The following is a 25569-nucleotide window of genomic DNA, read 5'->3' as shown; positions in this document are numbered from 1 at the left end:
CGGGTGGCTGGCGGGGGTGGTGCGAATGTGGGTCGAGCGGGCCTAGTGGCCCTTCTCGACCGCTCCGTTGAGGTACGTGGCGGTGAGGACGGTGAAGACGTAGGCCTGCAGCACGATCACCAGCACCTCGAAGAAGGTCATGAACAGCGCCATCAGGAACGACAGCGGCGCGAACACGAAGGAGAAGTTCTCCCCGACCTTGCCCAGCAGGTAGACGGTGCCCAGGGAGAAGACCACGAGCAGCATGTGACCGGCGAACAGGTTCGCGAACAGACGCACGGCGAGGGTGAACGGCCGGATGATGAACATCTGCAGCAGCTCGATCGGGGTCACCAGGATCAGGAAGACCGGCGGCACGCCCGGGGGGACCGCGACCTCCTTGAGGTAGCCGCCGAGGCCCTTGTTCTTGATGGAGACCACGTTGTAGAGGACGTAGACCATGATCGCGAGGACCAGGGGCAGCGCGAACTTGCTCATCGGCGAGATCTGGAAGAACGGGATGATGCTCATCGCGTTGTTCGCCAGGATGAAGAAGAACAGCGCGCCCAGGAACGGCACGAACGGCTTGTACCGCGGGCCGATGACGTCGCGCCCGATGTTGTCGCGGACGAGCGAGTAACCGCCCTCCATCAGCCACTGCGACTTGCGCGGCACGATGGTCGGGCGGCGGGTGGCCAGCACCATGAACAGCAGGATCGCCGCCGTGGCGATGAACGAGATGATCGTGATGCGCGTGATCACGAAGTCGATGCCGAAGATCGAGAACTCCGCGATCGACGGCGGGTAGAACTCGGCGATGCTCGGGGCGACGAAGCCGCCACCCGAGTCGCTCTCGACTGCGAGCACGCTCGCGAGCGCGGAGGCGCTGGAGGTCACCGTGTTCCCTTCTGCGTCACTTCTTGCGCCCGTGGCCGGCTCCGTCGTCCGCCCGGGGTCCTGCGGTAGGTCGTGTAGCTGGTGGAGCTGATCTTGCTGTAGCTCGTGGTGCTGATCGGCACGGGCTGGTCGGTGGCACCGCCGTACTTCTTGACCACCAGGTAGATGGCCGAGGCGAGCCCGAGCAGCATGCCGATCACGATGAACGCACGGGTGTCCCACCACCGGTCCAGCAGCCAGCCGGCGCCACCCCAGACGATCAACCCGGACAGCAGGGTCCCGGTGATCCCCCACCCGATGTCCGCACCGCTGGGGTGGGACTCGTCGGACGAGGAGGGGTGACGGCCGCGGCCACCGTTCTTCGTGGAGGCGTTGTCCATCGATTCGGACACTATCAGCCGTCTGTGCGGCTCTGACCCGGGTGTTCTACAGCTCGTCGCAGAACTGCCGGATCGGGTGACGGGGCAGGGGGCGCCGGCGGGGTCGTGTAGTAGAGCTGCCGGGTCCAGACCCACCGGGCCTGCACCCCGCTCCACAGCAGCGCGCCGGCCACGACCGCCCAGGCGGTCGCCGTGCGGTCGGGCCACCCGTCGGCGGGCAGGGCCTGGAGCAGGGCGAAGAAGCCGATGATCTTCACCATGAACGCGCCCAGGGCGGCCGGCAGCGTGAACGAGTCGTCGATCTTGCCCGCCCAGGCGATCGCGTAGCCCGACAGGCAGAAGAACGCGGTGGTGATGGCGGCGCCGAGCACCACCCCCAGTGCCTCCGCCCACCCGGCGGCCAGGCCCACGACGGGCACCGCGACGACCGTGAGGCCGGCCGTCACCAGCGCCCCGACGCGGAGGAAGGAGAGGTCCCAGGGGCCGGCAGCGCTGCGCGGCCCGGTGCGGGCGGCGGGCTGGGTCATCGTGGGGCTCCGGTCGGGTCGGCGGTGCGGGCGGGTGTTCCTCCCCGTGACGGTACGGCGGGCACCGGGCCGGACCGGCCCGGACGTCCCCACCGGCTCCGCGCCCCTGCCCCGCGACCCCACCCGCGGCCGGCCCGGGCCACCCGGGTCTCCGACGCCGTGACCGACGCCGCCGTGCGCTCGGCCCGGCGGGCACGCGGGCTGAGCACCACGACCACCCCGACCACCAGCAGGGCACCCACAACCACCAGCACCTCGACCGTGCCACCGGAGATCGACAGCGCGATGACGCCGAAGCTGAGCAGCGCCGCCCAGAAGTACATGATCAGCACCGCGCGCCGGTGGGAGTGCCCGATCGACAGCAACCGGTGGTGCAGGTGCATCTTGTCCGGGCTGAAGGGCGACTGGCCCTTGCGGGTGCGCCGGACCACGGCCAGCACCAGGTCGGTGAACGGGATGAAGAGCACCGCCAGCGGCACCAGCAGCGGCAGCGCCAGCGGCAGCACGCTGGCGGCGGAGTCGAAGCTCTGGGTGTCGACCCGCCCGGTGGCCGAGACCGCCGCCGCCGAGAGCATCAACCCGACCATCATCGAGCCGGAGTCGCCCATGAAGATCCGGGCCGGGGAGAAGTTGTGCGGCAGGAACCCCAGGCAGGCACCGGCCAGCACGGCGGTGATCAGGGCCGGGGCCGACGCGGTGTCGTCGTAGCCGACCAGGCCCAGGTTGTAGCTGTAGGCGAACAGGGCCAGCGCCGCGATGGCCGAGACGCCCGCGGCCAGGCCGTCCAGGCCGTCGATGAAGTTCAGCGCGTTGACCACCAGGACGGTGACCAGGATCGTCAGCGGCACCCCGACGTCGCCCAGGGACAGCGTGCCGATGCCGGCGAAGGGCAGGAACACGAACAGGAACTGCACACCCAGCAGCACCATGACCCCGGCGCAGGCGATCTGGCCGGTGAGCTTGGTGAGCGCGTCGATCTCGAAGCGGTCGTCGAGCACCCCGAGCAGGCAGATCAGGCCGCCGGCGACCAGCACCGCGTAGGTCTGGGAGTCCTCGAAGGTGCGCTGCAGGGCGGGCAGCCGGCTGGCCACCAGCACGGCGGCGGCCACGCCGGCGTACATCGCGACCCCCCCGCCGCGCGGGGTGGGGATGACGTGGACGTCGCGCTCGCGGACGGCGGAGACCACCTTGAGGCGCATCGCGAGCACCCGCACCACCGGCGTGGTCAGGAAGGTGACCAGCGCCGCGGTGAGGCAGACGACGGCGTACTCGCGCACGAGGGAGGGCTCCTGGGGTCGGGGGACGCCACGACGGTAGTTGCTAGTCGGTCACCGAGGGCACGACCTCGCGGAGGCGGTCGACCTCGATCGCCCCGACCCGGAGCACCCGGGGCCGGGCCCCCGTGCAGTCGACGATGGTGCTCGGCGCGCCCACCTCGCGCGGGCCGTCGTCGAGGACGACCGCCGCGTGCTCGCCGAGCTGGTACTCCGCCTGCGCCGCGGAGGTGGCGGCCGGGCGGCCGGAGCGGTTGGCGCTGGAGACCGCCAGGGGGCCCGTGCGGCGGAGCAGGTCGCGGGTGACGTCGTCGTCCGGGAGACGGACGGCGACCGTGCCCTCGGACTCGCCGAGGTCCCAGGACAGGGTGGCCGTGTGCTCGAGGACGAGGGTCAACCCACCGGGCCAGAACTCCCGGGCCAGGGCGTGCGCGTCCGGCGGCACGACGGTGACCAGGCCGGACAGCGTCGAGGCCTCGGCGATCAGCACCGGCACCGGCATGTGCCGGCCCCGGTTCTTGGCCGCGAGCAGGCGGCCGACGGCCTCGGGGGTGAAGGCGTCGGCCGCCACCCCGTACACGGTGTCGGTGGGCAGCAGGACCAGCTCACCGCGGGAGAGCGCGGCAGCGGCGGCGGTGAGACCCGCGGCGCGCTGCTCGTCGTCGGTGCAGTCGTAGACGTCGGCCACGACCGCCAGTCTCCTCCACCTAGAGTGCCGGTCGTGCGGGGGTCGCTGCTGGTGGTGGGTGCGCTGGTGCTGGCCGCGTGCAGCTCGCCGGCGGAGTCGGACGCACCGTGGGGTCTGCGGGTGGACTACCAGCTCGGGGGTGCGTACGAGCCGGCCGACGGCGTGACCGGGGTGGTCCGAGACCGCACCGACTCCCCCGCGCCCGGGCTGTGGTCGGCCTGCTACGTGAACGCCTTCCAGACCCAACCGGGCACCGACGACGTCCCCGAGGACCTGCTCCTGCACGACGCGGACGGGAACCGGGTCGAGGACCCCGACTGGCCCGGGGAGTTCCTGCTCGACATCGGCAGCGCGGACCAGCGCTCCCGGGTGCTCGACCTGGTCGGCGGCTGGATCGACGGGTGCGCGGACGACGGCTTCGACGCCGTCGAGCCCGACAACCTGGACAGCTGGACCCGCTCCCAGGACCTGCTGGGCGAGGACGACGCGGAGTACATGGCCGAGCTGCTCGTCGAGCGGGCGCACGACGCCGGCCTGGACATCGCGCAGAAGAACGCCGCCGACCTGGACGGCCGGTCCCTGGGCTTCGACTACGCGGTCACCGAGCAGTGCCAGGTCTACGACGAGTGCGCGGTCTACACCGACGCCTACGGCGACGCGGTCGTCGAGATCGAGTACACCGACGACGCCTTCGACGCCGCGTGCGACGCCCGGGGCGGGCACGTCGCCGTGCAGCGGCGCGACCGCGACGTGTCGGTGCCCGGCACCGAGGGCTACGTGTCGCGCTTCTGCGACTGAGCCGTCGTGTACCGGGGCCGCCCGGCGAGGTCGGGGTGGTCGGCGACGTCGGTGAACCCGCCGTGCGCCCGCACCAGCGCCGGCAGCGAGGTGCCCTGCACGTCGGCGTGCTCGACCGCCAACCACCCGCCGGGGCGGAGCAGCCGGTGCGCGGTGCGCAGCAGCCCGCGGACGACGTCCAGACCGTCCGGGCCACCCCACAACGCCAGCGGCGGGTCGTGGTCGGCGACCTCGCGCGGGAGCCGGGCGTCGTCGGGCACGTAGGGCGGGTTGGAGACGACCACGTCGACCGTGCCGTCGAGCTCGGTCAGCAGCTGCGGGTCGGTCATGTCCCCGGCCAGCACGGTGACCGGGGTGTCCCCGGCCGCGGCCCGGGCGTCGGCGTTGAGCCGGGTCCAGGCGATGGCGTCGGCGTCCTTCTCGACCGCGGTGACCCGGGCGCCCGGGTGCTCCTGGACGACGGCCAGCGCGATGGCCCCGGAGCCCGTGCCCAGGTCGACGACGACCGGATCGGGGCCGAGCCGGGAGAGCACCCAGCCGGCGATCTGCTCGGTCTCGGGCCGCGGCACGAAGACCCCGGGCCCGACCGACAGCTCCAGGTGCCGGAAGGCGGCCCGCCCGGTCAGGTGCTGCAGCGGCACCCGGGCCACCCGCTGCTCGAGCAGCGCCTCGAAGCGGGCGGTGTCGGCGACGTCGTCCAGGGTGATCAGCCGGGACCGCGGGACCCCGAGGGCGTGGGCGAGCAGCAGCTCGGCGTCGACCCGGGGGGACTCGACGCCGGCCTCGGCGAGCCGGGCGGCCGCTGCGGTCAGCAGCGTGCGGGGGTTCAGCTGCCGGCCTCGAGCAGCTCGGCGGTGTGCGCGGTCGTGAGCGCGTCGATGACGGCGTCGAGCTCGCCGTCGAGGACGGCGTCCAGGTTGTGCGCCTTGAAGCCCACCCGGTGGTCGGAGATCCGGTTCTCGGGGTAGTTGTAGGTGCGCACCCGCTCGCTGCGGTCGACCGTGCGCACCTGGCTGCGCCGGGCGTCGCTGGCGGTGGCGGCGGCCTCGTCCCGGGCGGCGGCCAGCAGCCGGGACCGCAGCACGCGCAGCGCGGACTCCCGGTTCTGCAGCTGGCTCTTCTCGTTCTGCGAGGTCACCACCGTGCCGGTGGGCAGGTGCGTGATGCGGACGGCGGAGTCGGTGGTGTTCACGCTCTGCCCGCCCGGCCCCGACGAGCGGAACACGTCGATGCGCAGGTCGTTCGGGTCGACGGTGACGTCGACCTCCTCGGCCTCGGGCAGCACCAGGACTCCGACGGCGGAGGTGTGGATGCGGCCCTGGCTCTCGGTGACCGGCACCCGCTGCACGCGGTGCACGCCGCCCTCGAACTTCAGCCGGGACCAGATGCCCTCGTCGCCGCGGGCCTTGACCGCCACGGCGACGTCCTTGTAGCCACCCAGCTCGGCGTCGACGGCCTCGAGCACCTGGGTGGCCCAGCCGCGGCGCTCGGCGTAGCGCAGGTACATGCGCAGCAGGTCGCCGACGAACAGCGCGGACTCCGCACCGCCCTCCCCCGCCTTGATCTCGAGGATGACGTCCTTGTCGTCGTCGGGGTCCTTGGGCAGCAGCTGCTCGCGGAGCCGGTCCTCGAGACGGGCGATCTGGTCGGCCAGCGCCGTGGCCTCGGCGGCGAACGCGGCGTCCTCGGCGGCCAGCTCCAGGGCGGCCTCGCGGTCGGCGCGGGCGGCCTCGAGCGCGCGGGAGGTCTCGACCAGCGGGGCCAACGACGCGTAGCGGCGGGCCAGCCGGCGGGCGCGGGACTGGTCGGCGTGCACGCCCGGGTCGGCCAGCTCCAGCTCCAGGGAGGCGTGCTCGGCAAGCAGGTCGGCGAGACCGCCGTCCGGTGTTCCGCTCACTGCAGGCCTCTCCTCGGGGTGGACACGACGACGGCGCCCGCCCCGCTCCTGGTGGGAGCGGTGCGGGCGCCGTCGGTGGTGCTACTTGCTGGCTGCGGTCTCGCGCTTGCCGAAGCGCTTCTCGAACCGGGCCACGCGGCCGCCGGTGTCCAGGACGCGCTGCTTGCCCGTGTAGAACGGGTGGCAGGCCGAGCACATCTCGACCGACAGCGTGCCGCCGGGGATGGTGCTGCGGGTGGTGAAGGAGTTGCCGCAACCGCAGGTCACAGCGGTCTCGTGGTACTCGGGGTGGATGTCGGGCTTCATGTCCCTGGCCCTCTCTCTAGGTCTGGCGGGCCGAGGTCGGTCGGCCTGTGCATGGGGATGAACGTCGTCGGTGGGCTGGGATGTTCCTCGCCGCACCGGGGCTCGGTCGGCAAGTCTCCCACACCTGTCAGTCGTCGCGGTTGGCGCCCAGGGTGGTCTTCTGGACCTGCATGAGGAACTCGATGTTGTTGCGGGTCTTCTTGAGCTGACCCAGCAGCAGCTCGAGCGCCTGCTGCGGCTCCAGCGCCGCGAGCACCCGGCGGAGCTTGATGACGATGGCCTGCTCGTCCGGGCTCATCAGCAGCTCCTCCTTGCGGGTGCTGGAGGCGTTGACGTCGACGGCGGGGAAGACCCGCTTGTCGGCCAACCGGCGGTCGAGCTTGATCTCGGCGTTCCCGGTGCCCTTGAACTCCTCGAAGATGACCGTGTCCATCGTGGAGCCGGTCTCCACCAGCGCCGAGGCGATGATGGTCAGCGAGCCGCCGTTCTCGATGTTTCGGGCGGCACCGAGGAAGCGCTTGGGCGGGTAGAGCGCCGTGGAGTCGACGCCGCCGGACAGGATGCGCCCGCTGGCGGGGGCCGCCAGGTTGTAGGCGCGGCCCAGCCGGGTGATGGAGTCCAGCAGGACGACGACGTCGTGGCCCATCTCGACCAGCCGCTTGGCCCGCTCGATGGACAGCTCCGCCACCGTGGTGTGGTCGGTGGCCGGCCGGTCGAAGGTCGAGGCGATGACCTCGCCCTTCACCGAGCGCTGCATGTCGGTGACCTCTTCGGGCCGCTCGTCGACGAGCACGACCATGAGGTGGCACTCGGGGTTGTTCGTGGTGATCGCGTTGGCGATCGCCTGCAGCACCATCGTCTTGCCGGCCTTGGGCGGCGAGACGATGAGCGCCCGCTGCCCCTTGCCGATGGGCATGACGAGGTCCAGCACCCGGGTGGTGAGGGTCGTGGAGTCGGTCTCCATCCGCAGGCGCTCCTGCGGGTAGAGCGGCACCAGCTTGGTGAACTCGGGCCGGGTGCGGGCCTGCTCGGGGTCCAGGCCGTTGACGGAGTCCAGCCGGACCAGCGCGTTGTACTTGTCCTTGCGCTCGCCCTCGCGCGGCTGGCGCACGGCGCCGGTGATGGCGTCGCCGCGGCGGAGGCCGTAGCGGCGCACCTGGGACAACGAGACGTAGACGTCGTTGGGCCCGGTCAGGTAGCCCGACGTGCGGACGAAGGCGTAGTTGTCCAGGACGTCGAGGATGCCGGCCACGGGCAGCAGGACGTCGTCCTCGGCCACGGCCGGCTCGCCCTGGTCGTAGCGGTCGCGGCCGCCGCCCTGGGTGCCGGTGCTGCCACCGCGCCGGTTGCGGTCGCGGTAGCGGCGACCACGCCGACGACCGTTGCCGTCGAACTCGTCGTCGTCCTCGTCGTCCCGGCCGTCGTTGCGGGCATCACCGCGGGTGTCGGGGCGGCCGTCGGGGCGGTTGCCGCCCGGGCGATCGTTGCGGCCGCGGTCGGGGCCGTTCTGGCCCTGCCGGTCACCGCGCTGGTCGCCGCGGTCGGGACCGTCGACCTGGTCGCGGTCGTCGTCCCGGCCGCGGTTGCGCGTGCGACCGCCCCGGTCGGTGGTGTCGTCGCGGTCGTCGCGGTCGTCTCGGTCGCCACGGACATCACCACGGACATCGCCCCGGTTGCGGGTGCGCTGGCGCCCGCCGCGGTCCTCGGACCCGGCCTGGTCGCGGTCGTCGTCCCGGCCGCGGTTGCGGGTGCGCCCGTTCCGGTCCTGGCCGTCGGCCTGGTCGCGGTCGTCGCGGTCGTCGCGCTCGTCGGCGCCGTGGGCGTCGCGTCCGCGCTGGTTGCCCTGACCGCCCTGGTTGCCCTGGCCGCGGTCGTCCTGGCCCTCGGCCCGGTCGCCGCCGGTGCGGCCGGCCCGCTCGGCCCGGCTGCGGTCACGGCTGCGCTGCGGGCGCTCCGGGCGGCCGTCGGCCTGGTCGGCCTGGTCGCCCCGGGCGGGGGCGTCCTCGACGGTGGTGGACCGCGGCTGCTCGGCCTGCACGGGGGCGGGCGACCCGGCGGTCGGGACACCGGCGTCCGGCACGTCGGCCGAGGGCGCTCCGGCCGGGCGGCTGGCCGCCCGGCGCCGACGGGCGGTCGGCGCCTGCGCCGCGGCCTCGGTCGGCCCGGGGTCGGCGGGTGCCTGCCCGGCCGGGGCCTCGGTGGCCGGGGCCGGCTCGGCGGGGGCCGCTGCTGCCGGGGCCGCTGCTGCCGGGGCTGCCGGGGCTGCTGCTGCCGGGGCCGCCGCAGCGGCCCGCGCCGGGGCGTCGACCTGGCGCTCGGAGATGGCGGCGACGAGGTCGCTCTTGCGCATCCGGCCGGTGCCGGGGATGCCCAGCTCCCCCGCCAGTCGCTGGAGCTCGGGCAGCAGCATGGCCGACAGCCCGTTGCCGCGGCGGCGCTTGCCGGCGGCCTCGGTCGCGACGTCCGCACCGGAGGCGGCGCCGTCGACCAGAGAGGTGGTCTCGCTCACGTACAGGTCCTTCCCTGCGGTGACCTGCGCCTACTGGCGCAGGGGGTGACCCGGGGCCCTCTCGGGTTCGCCGCGACGAGGCCGCGGCGGGACCGAGGAGGGGGAACGGGTCTGTGGGAGCGGGACGAAGGACGGCAGTCGCGCGTCGTCGACGTCTCGCGATGAGGCTCGCCCGAGGGCGGCTGTGGGACCAGCCTGGACACCGGGTGGAGGAGCCGACCACGCCGGCTGCCCCGGGTGTCCTCCCAGGCGTTCAGGACGATACAGCACGGTCTCCGTACCGGACACGTGCGCCGGCCGCCTCCACGGCCACGTCGAGGACCTGCCAGTCCTCGGGAACGACGGTGCGCACCAGCGCGGCGTCCTCGGGCCGGGCGTCCAGCACGAGCACGCTCGGGCCGGCACCGGACACGACGGCCGCGTGGCCGGCGTCGCGCAGGTCGGCGACCAGCGCGGCGGTGCCGGGCATCGCGGCGGCCCGCTGGTCCTGGTGCAGCCGGTCCTCCGTCGCGTCCAGCAGCAGCTGCGGCGCGGCGGTGAGGGCGTGCACGAGCAGGGCGGAGCGGCCCGCGTTGAAGGCGGCGTCGCCGTGCGGGACGACGGCGGGCAGCAGCTCGCGGGCGACGTGGGTGGACAGCGTCGTGGTGGGCACGCACACCAGCGGGGTGACCTGCGGGGACACGGCCAGCGACGCCGCCCGCACGCCCTCGGCGCCCGTCCAGGACAGCGTCAGCCCCCCGAGCAGGCAGGCGGCGACGTTGTCGGGGTGGCCCTCGATGGCGTCGGCCAGCGCCAGCACGCGGTCGTCGTCGACGCCCACGACGGCCGGGCACAGGGCCCAGGCGGCCAGGATGCCGGCGACCACCGCCGAGGCGGAGGACCCGAGGCCCCGGCCCTGCGGGATGCCGTTGCGGGCGACCAGCCGCAGGCCCGGCGGCGACCAGCCCAGGTCGGCGCAGGCGGCCCGGAAGGCGCGGACCACGAGGTGGGTCTCGTCGCGGGGCAGGTCGTCGGCGCCGAAGCCCTCGACGACCACCTCGAGCCCGTCGACGACGGACACCTCGAGCTCGTCGTACAGGCTCAGCGCGAGACCCGCGCTGTCGAAGGCGGGCCCGAGGTTGGCGCTGGTGGCCGGCACCCGGATGCGGACCGGCTGGCCCGGCGCGGCGGTCACAGGCCCAGCTGCGCGGCGGCGGCAGCGGCGTCGACGGGGATGGTGACCGGCGCCGGAGCACCGGAGATGGCCCACTCGGGGTCCTTGAGGCCGTTGCCGGTCACCGTGCACACGATGCGCTGGCCCGGCTCCAGCTCGCCGGCTGCGGCGACCTGCAGCAGACCGGCGACCGAGGCCGCCGACGCCGGCTCGACGAAGACCGCCTCGGTGCGGGCCAGCAGCCGGTAGGCGGCCAGGATGGCCCGGTCGGTGACGGCGTCGATGCGCCCCCCGGACTCGTCGCGCGCGGCCAGCGCCTTGGTCCACGACGCCGGGTTGCCGATCCGGATGGCGGTGGCGATCGTGCTGGGGTTCTCGACCACGGCACCGTCCACGATGGGCGCGGACCCGGCGGCCTGGAAGCCGAACATCCGTGGCCGCTTGGTGGCCGGGCCGTTGTCGCAGTACTCCCGGTAGCCCTGCCAGTACGCGGTGATGTTGCCGGCGTTGCCGACCGGCAGGCAGTGGATGTCCGGCGCATCGCCGAGCACGTCGACGATCTCGAACGAGGCGGTCTTCTGCCCCTCGATGCGGTACTGGTTCACGCTGTTGACCAGGCTGACCGGGTAGTCGATGGCCAGCTTGGAGGCCAGGGCCAGGCAGTCGTCGAAGTTGCCCTGCACCTGCAGCAGCTTCGCGCCGTGCACCAGCGCCTGGGCCAGCTTGCCGGTGGCGATCTTGCCCTGCGGCACGAGGACGGCGCAGACCAACCCGGCCCGGGCGGCGTAGGCCGCCGCACTGGCCGAGGTGTTGCCGGTGGAGGCGCAGATGACCGCCTGCGCGCCCTCCTCGACGGCCTTGGTGATCGCCATGGTCATGCCGCGGTCCTTGAACGACCCGGTCGGGTTGGCGCCCTCGACCTTGAGGTGCACGTCGCAGCCGGTGCGGCGGGACAGCTCGGGCGCGGGCACCAGCGGGGTGGCGCCCTCCTGCAGCGTCACCACCGGGGTCGTCGCGCTCACCGGCAGCCGGTCGCGGTAGGCCTCGATCAGCCCCGGCCAGAACGGCGATGCGGTGGTCATGAGAGTCCTTCCACGCGGAGCACGCTGGTCACGGCCCGGACGGCCGGCATCCCGCGCAGCCGGGAGATCGTGGCAGACAGGGCCGAGTCGGGGGCCAGGTGGGTGACGATCACCAGGGTGGCGGCCTCGCCGGAGCCGTCCTGGCGGACGGTGGAGATGCTCACGCCCTGGGCGGCGAACTCCTGCGCGACGGTGGCCAGCACCCCCGGCTTGTCCGCGACGTCGAGGCTCACGTGGTACCGCGTGGGGGTGTCGGCCATCGGGGCCACCGGGAGGCCGGCGTAGGCCGTCGTGCCCGGCCCGGCGACCCCGGCCACCCGGTTGCGGGCCACGGCGACCAGGTCGCCCAGCACCGCCGAGGCGGTGGGCTCACCCCCCGCGCCCTGGCCGTAGAACATCAGCTGACCGGCCGCCTCGGCCTCGACGAAGACCGCGTTGAACGCCCCGCCCACCGACGCCAGCGGGTGCGTGGTCGGGATCATCGCCGGGTGCACCCGGACGGCGATCGCGTCGCCGTGCTCGCCGGTGACCTTCTCGCAGATCGCCAGCAGCTTGACGGTGCAGCCGATCTCGGCGGCCCGGGCGACGTCGGTCGAGGAGACCGCGGAGATGCCCTCGCGGTACACGTCGCCGGCCACCACCGGGGAGTGGAACGCCAGCGAGGCCAGGATGGCGGCCTTGGCGGCGGCGTCGAAGCCGTCGACGTCGGCGGTGGGGTCGGCCTCGGCGTAGCCCAGCTCGGTGGCCTCGGCCAGCGCCTCGGCGAACCCGGCGCCGGTCTCGGCCATGCGGGAGAGGATGTAGTTCGTCGTCCCGTTGACGATGCCGACCACCCGGGTGAGCTGGTCACCGGCCAGGGACTCGCGCAGCGGCCTCAGCAACGGAATCGCGCCGGCGACGGCGGCCTCGTAGTAGAGGTCGACGCCGGCCTCGGCGGCCGCGGCGTGCAGCGCCACGCCGTCGTCGGCCAGCAGCGCCTTGTTCGCGCTGACCACGCCCTTGCCCGCGGCGAACGCGGCCAGCATCAGCTCGCGGGCCGGCTCGATCCCGCCGATGACCTCGACCACCAGGTCGACGTCGGGCGAGGTCACCAGCGCGTGCGCGTCGGTGGTCAGCAGGTCGGCGGGCACCTCGGGGTGCCGGTCGGGACGCCGGACGGCAACCCCGGCGACCTGCACGGGGCAACCGACCCGGGCGGTGATGTCGGCGGCCTGGTCGGTGAGCAGGCGCAGCACCGCCGAGCCGACGGTGCCGCAGCCCAGCAGCGCCACCCGGAGCGGGGCGCTCACGAGAGGACCTCGGCGGAGGAGGACAGGACGGCGTCGAGGGCGAACACGTCGGACAGTGTCTGCCGTCGCACGATCGTCGCCGACACCCCGTCCCGGACGGCCACCACCGGCGGCTTGAGCAGGTAGTTGTAGTTCGAGGCCATCGACCAGCAGTAGGCCCCGGTGGCGGCCACCGCGAGCAGGTCGCCGGGGACGACGTCCGAGGGCAGCCACAGGTCGCGGACCAGCACGTCGCCGCTCTCGCAGTGCTTGCCCACCACCCGGCACAGCGCCGGCGGGGCGTCGGAGACCCGGTTGGCCAGCACGCACGTGTAGGCGGCGTCGTAGAGGGCGGTGCGGATGTTGTCGCTCATGCCGCCGTCCACCGAGACGTAGTTGCGGACCGCCGGGGTGCCCGGTGCGCCCGAGGAGCCCAACCGCACCGGCTTGATGGTGCCGATCTCGTAGAGGGTGACCGTGCCGGGCCCCGCGATCGCCCGGCCGGGCTCGACCGCGAGCCGGGGCACCGGCAGACCCAGCGCGGCGCACTCGGAGGCCACCACGTGCCGCATGCGCGCGGCGACGTCGGCCGGGGTGATCGGGTCGTCGTCGGCGAGGTAGGCGATGCCGAACCCGCCGCCGAGGTTGAGCTGGCCCAGGACGACGCCGGTGGCCTGCTCGACCTGCGCCATCAGCCCGACCACCCGGTGCGCCGCGGCCTCGAAGCCCTGGGTGTCGAAGATCTGCGAGCCGATGTGGCTGTGCAGGCCGGCGAGGTCCAGCGCGGGCTCGCGGATCACCCGGACCGCGGCGGTCAGCGCGTCGCCGGTGGCCAGGGAGAAGCCGAACTTCTGGTCCTCGTGCGCGGTCGCGATGAACTCGTGGGTGTGCGCCTCGATGCCCACCGTCGTGCGCACCAGCACGGCGACCGGCGCTCCCCCGGCGGCCACCCGCGCGGCGGCGAGCGGCACCAGGCGGTCGATCTCGTCGAAGGAGTCCAGCACCACGTGCCCGACCCCGGCGTCGACGGCGAGCGCCAGCTCGACCAGGGACTTGTTGTTGCCGTGCAGCGCGATCCGCTCGGCGGGGAACCCGGCGGCCAGCGCCACCGACAGCTCGTTGCCGCTGCAGACGTCCAGGTGCAGGTCGTCCTCGGCCACCCAGCGGGCGACCTGGCCGCACAGGAACGCCTTCGAGGCGTAGTGGACGTCGGCGCCGGCGAAGCCCTCGCGGAAGTCGGCCGCGCGGCCGCGGAAGTCGGCCTCGTCCAGGACGAACAGCGGGGTGCCGTGCTCGCGCACCAGGTCCGTCACCGACCGGCCGGCCAGGTGCAGCTCGCCGTCGACCCGCGCGGCGCCGCGGGGCCACACCTGGCCGTCGAGGTCGCCGAGGGACACCGGCGGGGCGCCGGCCGCGCTGGGCGGGGTGATGTTCCCGTGCAGCGGACCTGCGGGGTGCGCCCTCACATCCGCTCCGGGGCCTGCACGCCGAGCACGGCCAGGCCGTTGCGCAGCACCTGGGCGGTGGCCGCGCACAGCCACAGCCGGGCGACGGTCGTCGGGGTGACCTCGTCGTCGCCGCGGGGCAGCACCCGGCAGACGTCGTAGAACCGGTGGTAGGTGCCGGCGAGCTCCTCCAGGTAGCGGGCGACCCGGTGCGGCGCGCGCAGCTCGGCGGCCGCGGTGACCACCCGGGGGAACTCGGCGACCGCGCGCAGCAGGTCGACCTCCCGCGGGTGGGCCAGCGGGGTGGCGTCGACCGTGGCGGCCGTGCCCAGGTCGATGCCCAGGTCGGCCGCGCCGCGCAGCAGCGAGGCGATGCGGGCGTGGGCGTACTGGACGTAGAAGACCGGGTTGTCGCTGGCCGCCCGACTCCACAGGTCGAGGTCCAGGTCGATCTGCTGGTCGACCGAGGCCCGCGCCAGCGCGTAGCGGGCGGCGTCGGCGCCGACGGCCTCGACCAGGTCGGCGAGGGTGATGACCGTGCCGGCCCGCTTGCTCATGCGCAGCGGCTGGCCGTCGCGGACGAGGTTGACCAGCTGGCCGAGCAGGATCTCGAGGTTCGCGGCCGGGTCGTCACCCAGCGCCGCGACCAGCGCCTTGTAGCGGCCGACGTACCCGGCGTGGTCGGCGCCGAGCATGATCACCACGCGGTCGAAGCCCCGGGACCGCTTGTCCTGGTAGTAGGCGCAGTCGGCGGCGAAGTAGGTGTAGTCGCCGTCGCTCTTGACCAGCGGGCGGTCCTTGTCGTCGCCGAAGTCGGTGGTGCGCAGCCAGGTCGCGCCGTCGGCCTCGTAGACGTGCCCCCGCTCGCGCAGCGTGCCGATCACCTTCTCCAGCGCGCCGCTGGCGTGCAGGGTCGCCTCGGAGAAGTAGGTGTCGAACACGACGCCGAAGTCGGCCAGCGAGGCCTTGATCTCGCCGAACATCAGGTCGACGCCGCGCACCCGGAACCGCTCCTGCTCCTGCTCGGCGGGCAGCTCGGTCACCCCGGGCTCGGCGGCCACCACCGAGGCGGCGATCTCGCCGATGTAGTCGCCGGCGTAGCCGTCCTCGGGCGCCGGGCGCCCGTGCGCGGCGGCCACCAGGCTGCGGGCGAACCGGTCGATCTGGGAGCCGGCGTCGTTGAAGTAGTACTCGCGGCTGACGTCGGCCCCGCTGGCGGTGAGCAACCGGCCCAGCGCGTCGCCGACCGCGGCCCAGCGGGTGCCGCCGATGTGCACCGGACCCGTCGGGTTCGCCGAGACGAACTCGAGGTTCACCCGCTGCCCGGCCAGGGCGTCGGTGCGGCCGTAGGCCTCGCCGGCGGTGACCGCGTCGACGGCGATCTGGCCCAGCGCACCCTGCGCGAAGGTCACGTTGAGGAAACCGGGGCCCGCGACGTCCACCCGGGCGATGCCCGGCTGCTCGCGCAGGTCGGCGGCCAGCACCTCGGCCACCTCGCGCGGGGGCCGGCCGGCCTGCTTGGCCAGCTTCAGCGCCACGGTGGTGGCGTAGTCGCCGTGCTCGGGGTTGCGGGGGCGCTCGACCACGACGTCGTCGGGGACGGCGACCGCGAGCGTGCCGCGCTCGACGGCCCCGGCGACGACGGCGCGGACGAGGGCACTGAGCTGCTCGGGCGTCACCGGGTGATCCTAGAAGAGCGGAACCACCGACTTCCCCGCGCCGTTGACCAGCAGGGACGGCGCGTGAGCGTCGTCACGACCGACGGTGCGCACAGGTGCGGCACCTAGACTCGCCCGCCGGACCAGCCGGCCGCCCCCGAGGCGTCGACCCCGCCGCCGCCTGCGCCCACGACCTGAACTGGAGAGGCCTTGCCCGAGGACCCGAAGCCCGACACGAACGCCGAGAAGCCGACGGGCGGGTCGTCCGCGGCCAGGCGCACGCCCGGCAAGGGGGCCGGCGGGCGTCAGGCGACCCCGGCCGGCAAGGGCCTGGGCGGCGGCAAGGGGGCCGGCAAGGGCGCCGCGAAGGCCGGCAGCCGGCCCGCCGGCAAGGGCGGACGCACCCGCCCGCAGCAGGCCGTCGTCGCCAAGCCCAAGCCCTGGGGGCTCATCGCCGCCGCGGTCGCGGTCGTCGTGTTCGCCGGCGCGGTCATCGGCTACGCGGTGCACGCGGTGAACGAGAAGAACGAGAACCGCATCACCGCGGCCGACCAGATCCAGGGCGTGCAGGTCTTCGAGTACGCCGCCGGTCAGCAGCACGTCACCGAGAACGTGACCTACACCGAGAACCCGCCCGTCGGCGGCCCGCACGACCCGTACTGGGCCGACTGCACGGGCACCGTCTACGACATCGACATCCGGCACGAGAACGCCGTGCACTCCCTGGAGCACGGCGCCGTCTGGATCACCTACGACCCCGACGTGCTCAGCAGCGACGACGTCGCGACGCTGTCGTCGCTGGTGTCGGACAACGGCAGCTACCTCCTGATGTCCCCCTACGCCGGGCTGGCCACCACGTCGGACCTGCAGAGCCCGATCAGCCTGGAGTCCTGGAACCACCGGTTGGCCGTGGACTCGGTCGACGACCCCCGGATCCAGCAGTACATCGACTTCTTCCGCCGCGGCACGGACGCCGACGGCACCTCGCTCTACCCGGAGGTCGGCGCCAGCTGCGAGAACCCGGACTTCGCGGCCAACCCCCTGCCGGCCGACGCCAGCAGCGAGCCGGTCGGCAACAGCGACGCGCCGACCACGGACTCCGCCGCCCCCGGCACCGCGTCCACCGAGCCCACCACCGAGCCCACCACCGAGCCCAGCGCGACGACGGCCCCCTGACCGGCCCCCTGAGCACGAACCGGTGCCCGGCCGACCACCGGCCGGGCACCGCGCGAACCCCGAGGTGATCCCCGTGCAGACCCAGAGCCCCACCCGTCCGGTCGAGCCCGTCGACGAGCCCGACGGCGCCCCCCGGCAGCCCCGGCGCTGGCTGGCCGCCGGGCTGGTGGCGGTCATCGCGGCCGGGCTGGTCCTGATCGGTGGGGGGCTCGCGGTCGCCCTCGGCCTGGGGCGCACCGAGACCCCGGTAGCCGGTTCGGTCGACGCCGGGTTCTCGCTGGACATGTCCGACCACCACCTGCAGGCCGTCCAGATGGCCAACCTGGCCACCGGCCGCAGCACCGATCCCGAGGTGCTGTCGCTGGCCTTCGACATCTCGCAGACCCAGCTCAACCAGGTCGGCCGGATGCAGGGCTGGTTGTCGCTGTGGGGCCTCCCGGTCACCGGCACCCACGACATGGCCTGGATGGGGGCGGAGGGGCACGACCACATGTCCGGTGGCCTCATGCCCGGCATGGCCACCGACGCCGAGCTCACCCAGCTGCGCGCGGCGACGGGGAACGACTTCGACGTGCTGTTCCTGCAGCTGATGATCCGGCACCACCAGGGCGGTCTGGAGATGGCCGAGTACGGCGAGGCGCACGCGTCCGAGGCCGCCGTCCGGGGCCTGGCGCGGTCGATCGCGGCGACCCAGACCGCCGAGGCCACGACCATGGCCGCGATGCTCGCCGCCCGCGGGGGGTCCCCCCTCCCGGCCCCCTGAGCGGTGCGATAACGTTCCCGTCGCTTCCCCAGCACCACCACGAGCCCCCGTAGCTCAGGGGATAGAGCACTGCCCTCCGGAGGCAGGGGCGCAGGTTCGAATCCTGCCGGGGGCACCAGCGCACCGGGCCGGATCCACGAGGATCCGGCCCTTCGTGCGTCCGGACCGGTCCACGAAGGGGACGACGTGCCACGACTGCGCACCGTGACCGACTCGATCCTGGTGGCCGCGGCGCCGGCCGCGGTCTACGCCGTCGTCAGCGACCCGACCCGCACCCCGGAGTTCAGCCCCGAGAACCGCGGGGCCCGCACGGGCAGCACCGGCTCGCTCCCGGTCGGCGCGGTGTTCACCGGCGACAACGAGCGCCGCGGGTTCCGCTGGATCACCGAGTGCGTCGTCACCGCGGCCGACCCCGGTGCCCGGTTCGCCTTCCGGGTGCGGGCCATCGGCGGCGCCCGCCGCCGGCTGCGCACCGGCATCGCCAGCTGGGAGCACCGGCTGGAGCCGGTCACCCTGCCCGACGGCACCGCCGGCACCCGGGTGACCCAGACGTGGACCGACGAGCGCCGCATGCCCGACCCGGTGGCCACCGTCTTCGACGCCGTCGCCACCCGCGGCCCGTTCGCCGACTTCCAGCGCCGCAACCTGGCCACGAGCCTGCACCGGCTCAAGACCCTGCTCGAGGGGCCCGCGGCGGCCGAGCCCACCGCGTGACCGCACCGGCCGCACCCCGACCCCGGGCGTGGATCCCGGTCGCGGTGACGATGTTCGCCATCGGCTGGGGCGCCAACCAGTTCGTGAGCCTGCTGGTGGCCTACCGGCGCGACGAGGGGCTGTCCGAGGTCGACGTGTCGGCCCTGGTCGGGGTCTACGCGCTGGGCCTGATCCCGGCGCTGCTCGTGCTGGGGCCGGTGTCCGACGCGCGGGGCCGCGGGCCCGTGCTGCGCGCCGCCGCGGTGGTGTCGGTGCTGGCCACCGCCGTGCTGCTGCTGGACCAGCTGTGGGCGCTCTACGCCGGGCGGTTGCTGGCCGGGGTGGCCAGCGGGGCCGCGTTCGCCGCGGGCAGCGCCTGGGTGCGCGAGCTCTCCGGCCCCGCGTGGGACCCCACCACCGTCCCCGGCACCGGTGCCCGGCGGGCCGCCACCGCGCTGTCGGCCGGGTTCGGGCTCGGGCCGCTGGTCGCGGGGCTGGTGGCCCAGTGGGCCCCGCACCCGCTGACCGTGGCCTACCTGCCGCACCTGGTGCTCGCCGTCGCCGTCCTCGTGCCGCTGTGGCGGAGCCCGGAGACCGTGCCGCGCAGCGACACGCGGGTGCCGCTGCGGACCGCCGTCCGGGTGCGCTCGGTGCGGCACCCGCGCTTCCTGCGGCTGGTCACCCCGGTCGCGCCCTGGGTGTTCACCGCGGCCACCGTCTCCCTCGCCGTCCTCCCGGGGTTGCTCGCCGACGGCGGCGGGGCGGCGGCGGAGTACGCGGTGGCGGTCAACGCCGTGGTGGCCGGGCTGACCCTGGGCACCGGCGTCCTCGTGCAGCCGCTGGCCCGCCGGCTGGCCGCCGACGACACCCGCCCGGCTGCGCGGCTGGGCACGACCGCCGTCCTGGCCGGTCTCCTCGTGGCGGTCGGGTACGCCGTGTCGCCCACGCCGTGGCTGCTGCTGCCCACCGCCCTGCTGCTCGGCGCCGGCTACGGGTGCTGCCTGGTGGCCGGCCTGCTCGAGACCCAACGGGTGGCCGCCGCGCACGAGCTGGCCGGGTTGACGGGGGTCTTCTACGCGCTGACCTACGTCGGCTTCGCCGCCCCCCTGGTGCTGGCCGCCCTCACCGCGGTCGCCCCCTACCCCGTGCTGCTGGCCGTCCTCGCCGGCGTCGCCGCCCTGACCCTGGCCTGGACGTCGGTCGACCGCTCCTGATTCCGGCACCCGACGTGTCGTCGTGGGCCGGCGGACACCCGGCGGCCACCTGCGGACCCGACCGTGGTGCCCATGAGCGCGCAGCCCTGCTCGACCGCCTGCCTCGCCGACGTCTCCCCCACCGCGACCAGCGCGACCCGGCGCCGCCGCGCGGTCGCCCTGGCCGCCGCGCTGGCCCGCGCCTCCACCCGCCCACCGGCCGGCGACGGCCGGCGGCACGCCGTCTGCACCGCCGCCCGGTTGCTGACCGCCGCCGGCATCCGCGTCGTCGTGGTCCAGCCCGCCACCCCCTGGCCCACCGGCGCGAAGCTCGTCGTGGCCAACCGGATCTCCTGGGTCGACGACCTGGCCCTGCGCACCGCTGTGGCCGCCCTGCCCGAGGACGACGGGACCATCTGGCCGGGGCTGGCCAGCATCCGGGCCGACCAGGTCGAGGCCGAGCTGCTGCGCGGTCGCAGCGTGCTGGTGCGCCCCGAGGTCGCCACCACCTGCGGCACCGAGATCGGCCGGTTCGTCCCCGGACGCTTCGCCCCGGCACTGGCCGCCGGGGTCCCGGTCTGCCCGGTCGCCGTCCGGGCCCGGGTGGCCGGCCGGCCGACGACGGCGACCGCGCAGCTGGACGGCGAGACCTGGTGGCGCAGCGCCGCGCGGGTGCTGGGCACGGCGGACCTGGTCCTGGAGGTCCACCTCCTCCCCGCCATCGCCCCCCGACGGGGGACCACGGCGGAGGTGGCCGCGCTCGCCGAGTACGCGGTCGCCGGCGTGCTCGAGGCCGACCCGCCGCGGACCATCACCCACCCGCCGCGCCCGCGCACCCACGCCGTCGGGCTCAGCCCTCGGACACCTGCCCCGCGCTGACCGCCAGCCGGCGGGTGACCGCCACGGCGTCGAGCATCCGGCGGTCGTGCGTGACCAGCAGGAGCGTGCCCGTGTAGTCGGCCAACGCCTGCTCCAGCTGCTCGATGGCGGGCAGGTCGAGGTGGTTGGTGGGCTCGTCGAGGACCAGGACGTTCACCCCGCGGGCCTGCAGCAGGGCCAGCGCCGCGCGGGTGCGCTCCCCCGGGCTCAGCGAGCCGGCCGGACGCAGCACGTGGCCCGCCCGCAGCCCGAACTTGGCCAGCAGCGTGCGCACCTCGGCGTCGGGCAGGTCCGGCACCTCGGCACCGAACGCGGCCGACAGCGGCAGGTCGCCGAGGAAGCTGCGCCGGGCCTGGTCCACCTCGCCCAGCCGCACCCCCGACCCCAGGGACGCCGAGCCCGCGGTCAGCTCGACCCGGCCCAGCAGCGCCGCCAGCAGCGTGGACTTGCCCGCCCCGTTGCCGCCGGTGATGGCCAGCCGGTCCCCCCAGTCGACCTGGAGGTCCACCGGGCCCAGCCGGAACCCGCCCCGGTCGACCACCGCGCCGCGCAGGGTGGCGACGACCGCGCCGGCCCGCGGCGCCGCGGCGATCTCCATGCGCAGCTCCCACTCCTTGCGGGGCTCCTCGACGACCTCCAGCCGCTCGATCCGGCGCTGGGTCTGCTTGGCCTTCGCCGCCTGCTTCTCGGACGAGGCCCGCTGGGCGGCCTTGATGTGCTTGTCGCCGTCCTTGCTCTTCTTGATGGAGTCGCGGACGCCCTTGGCCATCCAGTTCTTCTGCATGCGGGCGCGGGCCTCGAGACCGGCCTTCGTGTCGGCGAACTCCTCGTACTCCTCGCGGGCGTGCCGGCGGTCGACCTCCCGCTCGGTCAGGTAGGCCTCGTAGCCGCCGTCGTGCACCCGGACCAGCTGCTGCGCGAGGTCCAGCTCGACCACGCGGGTGACGGTGCGGGCCAGGAACTCGCGGTCGTGGCTGACCAGCACCACCCCGGTGCGCAGGCCCTGCACGAAGGTCTCGAGCTGGTCCAGCCCGGCGAGGTCCAGGTCGTTGGTGGGCTCGTCGAGCAGCAGGACGTCGTAGCGGGACAGCAGCAGCGACGCCAACCCGACCCGGGCCGCCTGACCACCGGACAGGCCGGTCGTCGCGGCGTCCGCGGCCACCCCCGGCGCGACCTGGGCGAGCACCTCGTCGGCGCGGTCCTCGAGGTCCGCCCCGCCCAGGGCCAACCACCGCTCCAGGGCGTCGGCGTAGCCGTCGTCGGGGGTGCCGGCGGTGAGCGCGGCCAGCGCGTCGTCCATCTGCAGCTGCGCGTCGGCCACCCCGGTGCGGCGGGCCAGGGCGCCCAGCACCGTCTCGCCCTCCCGGCGCTCGTGCTCCTGCGGCAGGTAGCCGACCGTGGCCGAGGGCGGGGAGAGGCTGATCGCGCCGTCCTCGGCCGGCAGCAGGCCGGCCAGGGTGCGCAGCAGCGTGGACTTGCCCGCCCCGTTCACCCCGACCAGGCCGACGACGTCGCCGGGGGCCACCACCAGGTCCAGGTCGGCGAAGAGGACCGAGGCGCCGTGCCCGGCGGCCAGCCCGCGGGCGACCAGGGTTGCTGTCACGTGGGAGGAGTGTCCAGGACGTCGTCGGCGTAGTCGTCGAGGAAGTCCTCGAAGGGGCCGGTGTCCTCGCCGGGGACGGGGGTGCCGGGGCGGCGGCGGACCAGCCAGGGCTGCAGGTGGTCGTAGCCGCGGACCGAGACCCGGCGCAGCGGGCGCACCCGGTAGGCGCGCAGCCCGCGCAGCAGCCGGGCGAGGTCCTGGTCGACCAGGACCGTGCCCGGCCGCGCCAGGGAGGTCAGCCGGCTGGCCAGGTTGACCACCGGCGAGTAGACGTCGCCCAGCCGGGTCAGCACGGGGCCGTGGGCCGCGCCCACCCGCAGCGGCGGCCGGTCGCTCGCGGCCCACTCCTCGGGCAGCCGGAGACCGATCTCGACCGCGTCGACCGCCGAGGTGCAGGTGAACAGGACGCCGTCGCCCACCGTCTTCACCACCCGGCCGTGGTGCCGGGCCACCAGGTCGGCGGTGAGGCCCTCGAAGTCCTCGACCATCGCGCCGAGCTCGCGTCCGCCCATGCCGCGGCTGCGCGAGGTGTAGCCGACCAGGTCGGCGAACCCCACGGCCAGCTCGCGCCGGTCGGTGGCCTCGTCGGGCCCGGCAGCCAGCAGCCGCTCGGCGTTGGCGGACAGGTGCCGGCGCCAGACGTAGTCCTGCACCTCGCGCATCAGCGGGAGCAGCATCTCGGCCGCGCGGACGGCGTCCACCGGCTCGTCGGGGTGCTCGCGCAGCAGGGCGGCGAGCATGTCGGTCTGCCAGTCGGCGAGCCGGGACAGCGACTGACCCATCGCCCGGGCGATCGACGCCTCGGTGTCCAGGTCGACGAACCCCGAGTCGATCAGCGCCCCGAGCGTGCGCAGGGCCTCGACGTCGTCGTCGGTGAACACCTCGTCGTCGTCGCCGACGTCGGCGAACCCCAGCGCCCGCCACAGCCGCTGGGTGCGCTCGGGGTCGACCCCGGACCGGCGGGCGACCTCCGCGCGGGTCCAGCGGCGCGGTCCGCCCAGCAGCAGGCGGTCCATCGCCTCCCGCGCGTCCGGGACGGCGTCCACGGCTGGGCCCCGATCAGTCCGTGGTGTGCACGACGAGCACGTCGACCGCCGAGCGACGGGTCGCGTCGGCCGGCACCGACCCGAGCAACCGGCCCTTGATCCCGGCCAGCCCGCGGTTGCCGACCACCAGCAGGTCGGCGGACTCCCGCTTCACGACGTCCAGCAGCGCCTCGACCGGGGACCCCACCACGGCCACCGTGCGCACGTCCCCCGCGCCGGCGCCCGAGGCCCGCTCGTGGGCGGTGCGCACGGTCTCCTCGGCCGGCGAGGAGCCCATGACCTGGTAGGCCTCGTCCTTGAGGACGTCGGCCGCGCCGCGCACGTCGCGGTCGTCGGGATCGGTGGGCAGGTAGGCGCAGGCGATGACCAGGGTGGCCCCGCACGCCCCCGCGAGGGCTCCGGCCCGGGCCACCGCGCGCAGCGAGGACTCCGAGCCGTCCGTACCGACGACGACGGTCCGATAGGCAGTCACAGGGCGGAACCTAGCGGACGCCGGACGGCCGCGCGCGGCAGGTGTGTCCAGGGGTCACAGGTGGTTGCCCACGGCCCCGGTGCGGTTGGATGGGAGCACGCCACGGGGGACCACCGAGGAGGCTTCCATCACGAGCAGCCCAGCAGCCGTCAGCGGCCGGGTTGAGGTCCGCGACCTCACCAAGACCTTCGGCTCCGTGACCGCGGTGGACTCCTTGAGCTTCTCCGTCGAACCCGGCCAGGTGACCGGCTTCCTGGGCCCCAACGGTGCCGGGAAGACCACCACGCTGCGCATGGCCCTGGGCCTGATCACCCCCGACCGCGGGACGACGACGATCGGCGGCACGCCCTACGCCGCGCTCACCGACCCCACCCGGCACGTCGGAGCGGTGCTGGAGACCGCCTTCCACCCGGGCCGCACCGGCCGCGACCACCTGCGGGTGTACTGCCGGGCCGCGGGTCTGCCCGGTGCACGCGCCGACGAGGTGCTGGCCCAGGTCGGGCTCACCCCGGCCGGGAAGCGCAAGGCCGGCAACTACTCCCTCGGCATGCGCCAGCGGCTGGGCCTGGCCACCGCGCTGCTGGGCGACCCGCAGGTGCTCGTGCTCGACGAACCGGCCAACGGCCTGGACCCCGAGGGCATCCAGTGGCTGCGGGGTTTCCTCCGGCACCTGGCGCACGACCAGGGGCGCACGGTGCTCATCTCCTCGCACCTGCTGGCCGAGGTCGAGCAGACCGCCGACCGGGTCGTCATCGTCGGCGCGGGCAAGCTGGTCCGCGAGGGCACCCTGGACGAGCTGCGCGACGAGTCCGCGGGCACCGTGCTGGTGCGCACCCCGGCCGCCGACCAGCTGGCCGCGGCGCTGGCGGGGCCTGACGTCGTCGTCGAGACCACCGCCCCGGGTGCGCTGACCATCACCGGGCTGACCACCGACGAGGTGGGGCACCGCGCGTTCACGGCCGGGGTCGAGCTGCACGAGCTGCGGGCCCGCACCTCCGGTCTCGAAGAGGTGTACTTCCGGCTCACCAGCGGGGCCGAGCAGTACGCCGCGGCCCCGGGGAGCGCCTCGTGAACCTGGTCCGGTCCGAGTGGACCAAGCTGCTCACCACCAAGGTGGGGTTCTGGCTGCTGCTGGTCGGCTGCCTCATGGCCGGGGGCTTCACGGCCCTGTTCACCGCTCTGGCCGGCGCGCAGAACGGGCTGCCGCCGGTGGGCTCGGCGGCGTTCAGCCAGACCATCGCCGGCGTGCCCGCCCAGGTCACCGTCATCACCCTCGTGCTGGGCGTGATCGGCATGACCCAGGAGTACCGGCACCGCACCGCCACCCCGACCTTCCTGGCCAGCCCGCACCGCGGCCGGGTGGTCGTGGCGAAGCTGCTGGCCTACGCGGTCGCCGGGCTGGTCGTCGCGGTCGCCGTCGTCGCGGTGACGGCAGCGGTGGCCGGCGTCTACGGCGGCGCCCGCGGCGCGGCGCCGGACTGGTCCGGCGACGCCCTGGGCGTGCTGGCCCGGTCGGGCCTGGCGCTGGTGGTCTACGCCGTCATCGGGGTCGGCATCGGGGCCCTGGTGCGCAACCAGGTGGGGGCCGTCGTGGGTGCCCTCGTCTACCTGTTCGTCGTCGAGCCGATCATCGGCAGCATCCCGGCGACGTCCTCGGCCTACGAGTACCTGCCCGGTGGTGCGCTCGCCGCGATGACCGCCGCCGACCGCGGCACCGAGCTCCTGGGAGCCTGGCAGGGCGGGCTGCTCCTACTCGGCTACGGTCTGGTCGCCGCCGTGCTGGGGACCGTCCTGGCCGTGCGCCGCGACGTCGTCTGACCCACCCCGCACCTGCACCCGACGACCACCCGCGACACCGCGACCGACGAGCGAACGAGGCAACG

At 74.5% G+C, this 25569-nt stretch carries 25 protein-coding genes and 1 tRNA gene; 9 read left to right on the top strand and 17 right to left on the bottom strand.

Annotated features, from left to right (window positions below; genetic code table 11):
• Window positions 1-42 precede the first annotated feature (42 nt).
• Genes atpB through BLS67_RS07585 form a run of 5 tightly spaced genes read right to left on the bottom strand, consistent with a single transcriptional unit; the run spans window position 43 to window position 3745 of the window.
• Entirely contained in the window at window positions 43-876 is an 834-nt protein-coding gene (atpB, locus tag BLS67_RS07605; protein WP_091242453.1) for a F0F1 ATP synthase subunit A, read from the bottom strand.
• Entirely contained in the window at window positions 873-1256 is a 384-nt protein-coding gene (locus BLS67_RS07600) for an AtpZ/AtpI family protein (protein WP_091242451.1), read from the bottom strand. The genes atpB and BLS67_RS07600 overlap by 4 nt, the downstream gene beginning before the upstream one ends.
• A 14-nt stretch (window positions 1257-1270) precedes the next feature.
• Complete coding sequence (locus BLS67_RS07595; RefSeq protein ID WP_091242448.1) at window positions 1271-1783, bottom strand: Cg1360 family ATP-synthase-associated protein; 513 nt, start codon at window positions 1781-1783, stop codon at window positions 1271-1273.
• On the bottom strand, window positions 1780-3060 hold the full coding sequence (locus BLS67_RS07590; RefSeq protein WP_091242445.1) for a glycosyltransferase family 4 protein: 1281 nt from the start codon (window positions 3058-3060) through the stop codon (window positions 1780-1782). Before BLS67_RS07590 ends, BLS67_RS07595 begins: the two co-directional genes overlap by 4 nt.
• A gap of 43 nt (window positions 3061-3103) precedes the next feature.
• Window positions 3104-3745, bottom strand: a complete 642-nt coding sequence (locus BLS67_RS07585) for an L-threonylcarbamoyladenylate synthase (protein ID WP_091243109.1) — start codon at window positions 3743-3745, stop codon at window positions 3104-3106.
• A 33-nt stretch (window positions 3746-3778) separates the two neighbouring features.
• Here BLS67_RS07585 and BLS67_RS07580 point away from each other — a divergent pair, with 33 nt between their 5' ends.
• Complete coding sequence (locus tag BLS67_RS07580; RefSeq protein ID WP_207500407.1) at window positions 3779-4543, top strand: endo alpha-1,4 polygalactosaminidase; 765 nt, start codon at window positions 3779-3781, stop codon at window positions 4541-4543.
• On the opposite strand, the gene prmC is transcribed toward BLS67_RS07580, so the two are convergent.
• From prmC to argS, 9 genes are all read right to left on the bottom strand, one after another.
• Entirely contained in the window at window positions 4519-5355 is an 837-nt protein-coding gene (gene prmC, locus BLS67_RS07575) for a peptide chain release factor N(5)-glutamine methyltransferase (protein WP_242653934.1), read from the bottom strand. The two genes, BLS67_RS07580 and prmC, sit on opposite strands and share 25 nt — an antisense overlap.
• Window positions 5356-5369: 14 nt before the next feature.
• A complete protein-coding gene (gene prfA / locus BLS67_RS07570) occupies window positions 5370-6440 on the bottom strand; it encodes a peptide chain release factor 1 (RefSeq protein WP_091242442.1) in 1071 nt (356 codons plus the stop codon).
• 81 nt (window positions 6441-6521) lie between these two features.
• Window positions 6522-6746, bottom strand: a complete 225-nt coding sequence (rpmE, locus tag BLS67_RS07565; protein WP_091242440.1) for a 50S ribosomal protein L31 — start codon at window positions 6744-6746, stop codon at window positions 6522-6524.
• A gap of 127 nt (window positions 6747-6873) precedes the next feature.
• Window positions 6874-9255, bottom strand: coding sequence for a transcription termination factor Rho (gene rho / locus BLS67_RS07560; protein WP_242653900.1), 2382 nt, complete (start codon window positions 9253-9255; stop codon window positions 6874-6876).
• A gap of 253 nt (window positions 9256-9508) precedes the next feature.
• On the bottom strand, window positions 9509-10429 hold the full coding sequence (thrB, locus tag BLS67_RS07555; protein WP_091242437.1) for a homoserine kinase: 921 nt from the start codon (window positions 10427-10429) through the stop codon (window positions 9509-9511).
• Window positions 10426-11490 (bottom strand): threonine synthase, encoded by a 1065-nt coding sequence (gene thrC, locus BLS67_RS07550; RefSeq protein ID WP_091242434.1) that lies wholly within the window; start codon window positions 11488-11490, stop codon window positions 10426-10428. The genes thrB and thrC overlap by 4 nt, the downstream gene beginning before the upstream one ends.
• Window positions 11487-12779, bottom strand: coding sequence for a homoserine dehydrogenase (locus BLS67_RS07545; RefSeq protein WP_091242430.1), 1293 nt, complete (start codon window positions 12777-12779; stop codon window positions 11487-11489). Before BLS67_RS07545 ends, thrC begins: the two co-directional genes overlap by 4 nt.
• Window positions 12776-14224, bottom strand: a complete 1449-nt coding sequence (gene lysA / locus BLS67_RS07540) for a diaminopimelate decarboxylase (protein WP_091242427.1) — start codon at window positions 14222-14224, stop codon at window positions 12776-12778. The genes BLS67_RS07545 and lysA overlap by 4 nt, the downstream gene beginning before the upstream one ends.
• Entirely contained in the window at window positions 14221-15882 is a 1662-nt protein-coding gene (argS, locus tag BLS67_RS07535) for an arginine--tRNA ligase (protein ID WP_091242423.1), read from the bottom strand. The genes lysA and argS overlap by 4 nt, the downstream gene beginning before the upstream one ends.
• 189 nt (window positions 15883-16071) lie before the next feature.
• On the opposite strand from argS, the gene BLS67_RS07530 reads away from it, so the two are divergent.
• From BLS67_RS07530 to BLS67_RS07505, 6 genes are all read left to right on the top strand, one after another.
• Window positions 16072-17037 (top strand): DUF3105 domain-containing protein, encoded by a 966-nt coding sequence (locus tag BLS67_RS07530; RefSeq protein WP_242653899.1) that lies wholly within the window; start codon window positions 16072-16074, stop codon window positions 17035-17037.
• Between the two features lie 73 nt (window positions 17038-17110).
• On the top strand, window positions 17111-17800 hold the full coding sequence (locus tag BLS67_RS07525) for a DUF305 domain-containing protein (protein ID WP_091243093.1): 690 nt from the start codon (window positions 17111-17113) through the stop codon (window positions 17798-17800).
• A 43-nt stretch (window positions 17801-17843) separates the two neighbouring features.
• Window positions 17844-17918 (top strand) — tRNA-Arg (locus tag BLS67_RS07520).
• An 86-nt stretch (window positions 17919-18004) separates the two neighbouring features.
• Window positions 18005-18514: an SRPBCC family protein gene (locus BLS67_RS07515; RefSeq protein WP_242653898.1), complete on the top strand. Its 510-nt coding sequence runs from the start codon at window positions 18005-18007 to the stop codon at window positions 18512-18514.
• The gene (locus tag BLS67_RS07510; protein ID WP_207500405.1) at window positions 18511-19707 is read left to right on the top strand and encodes an MFS transporter; all 1197 of its coding nucleotides are present in this window, start codon (window positions 18511-18513) and stop codon (window positions 19705-19707) included. Before BLS67_RS07515 ends, BLS67_RS07510 begins: the two co-directional genes overlap by 4 nt.
• 72 nt (window positions 19708-19779) lie before the next feature.
• Entirely contained in the window at window positions 19780-20565 is a 786-nt protein-coding gene (locus BLS67_RS07505) for a lysophospholipid acyltransferase family protein (protein ID WP_091242416.1), read from the top strand.
• Here the strand turns inward: BLS67_RS07505 and BLS67_RS07500 are convergent.
• From BLS67_RS07500 to BLS67_RS07490, 3 genes are read right to left on the bottom strand one after another with little or no spacing between them, the layout of a single operon-like run.
• Window positions 20537-22168 carry an ABC-F family ATP-binding cassette domain-containing protein gene (locus BLS67_RS07500; protein ID WP_091242413.1) on the bottom strand — a complete coding sequence of 544 codons (1632 nt, stop codon included), beginning with the start codon at window positions 22166-22168 and terminating at the stop codon, window positions 20537-20539. The genes BLS67_RS07505 and BLS67_RS07500 overlap by 29 nt on opposite strands.
• Entirely contained in the window at window positions 22165-23214 is a 1050-nt protein-coding gene (locus BLS67_RS07495) for an adenylate/guanylate cyclase domain-containing protein (RefSeq protein WP_242653897.1), read from the bottom strand. Before BLS67_RS07495 ends, BLS67_RS07500 begins: the two co-directional genes overlap by 4 nt.
• A 13-nt stretch (window positions 23215-23227) precedes the next feature.
• Window positions 23228-23686, bottom strand: a complete 459-nt coding sequence (locus BLS67_RS07490) for a universal stress protein (protein WP_091242405.1) — start codon at window positions 23684-23686, stop codon at window positions 23228-23230.
• A 196-nt stretch (window positions 23687-23882) separates the two neighbouring features.
• Between BLS67_RS07490 and BLS67_RS07485 the strand changes: the two genes are divergently transcribed.
• Both BLS67_RS07485 and BLS67_RS07480 read left to right on the top strand, forming a co-directional pair.
• Entirely contained in the window at window positions 23883-24758 is an 876-nt protein-coding gene (locus BLS67_RS07485; RefSeq protein WP_091242402.1) for an ABC transporter ATP-binding protein, read from the top strand.
• Window positions 24755-25504, top strand: coding sequence for an ABC transporter permease (locus tag BLS67_RS07480; protein ID WP_091242400.1), 750 nt, complete (start codon window positions 24755-24757; stop codon window positions 25502-25504). Before BLS67_RS07485 ends, BLS67_RS07480 begins: the two co-directional genes overlap by 4 nt.
• The last annotated feature ends 65 nt before the right edge of the window (window positions 25505-25569 follow it).

Source organism: Klenkia soli (genome assembly GCF_900103975.1).
Classification (GTDB): domain Bacteria; phylum Actinomycetota; class Actinomycetes; order Mycobacteriales; family Geodermatophilaceae; genus Klenkia; species Klenkia soli.
Note: the sequence above shows the minus strand (reverse complement) of the source record. Positions and strands in the feature narration are given on the sequence as shown.

Excerpts from the sequence above, each read along its gene's own strand:
- BLS67_RS07600 (WP_091242451.1), bottom strand. The coding sequence starts at position 1,256 with ATGGACAACGCCTCCACGAAGAACGGTGGCCGCGGCCGTCACCCCTCC.
- BLS67_RS07595 (WP_091242448.1), bottom strand. The coding sequence starts at position 1,783 with ATGACCCAGCCCGCCGCCCGCACCGGGCCGCGCAGCGCTGCCGGCCCC.
- rpmE (WP_091242440.1), bottom strand. The coding sequence starts at position 6,746 with ATGAAGCCCGACATCCACCCCGAGTACCACGAGACCGCTGTGACCTGC.
- thrC (WP_091242434.1), bottom strand. The coding sequence starts at position 11,490 with ATGACCACCGCATCGCCGTTCTGGCCGGGGCTGATCGAGGCCTACCGC.
- BLS67_RS07505 (WP_091242416.1), top strand. The coding sequence starts at position 19,780 with ATGAGCGCGCAGCCCTGCTCGACCGCCTGCCTCGCCGACGTCTCCCCC.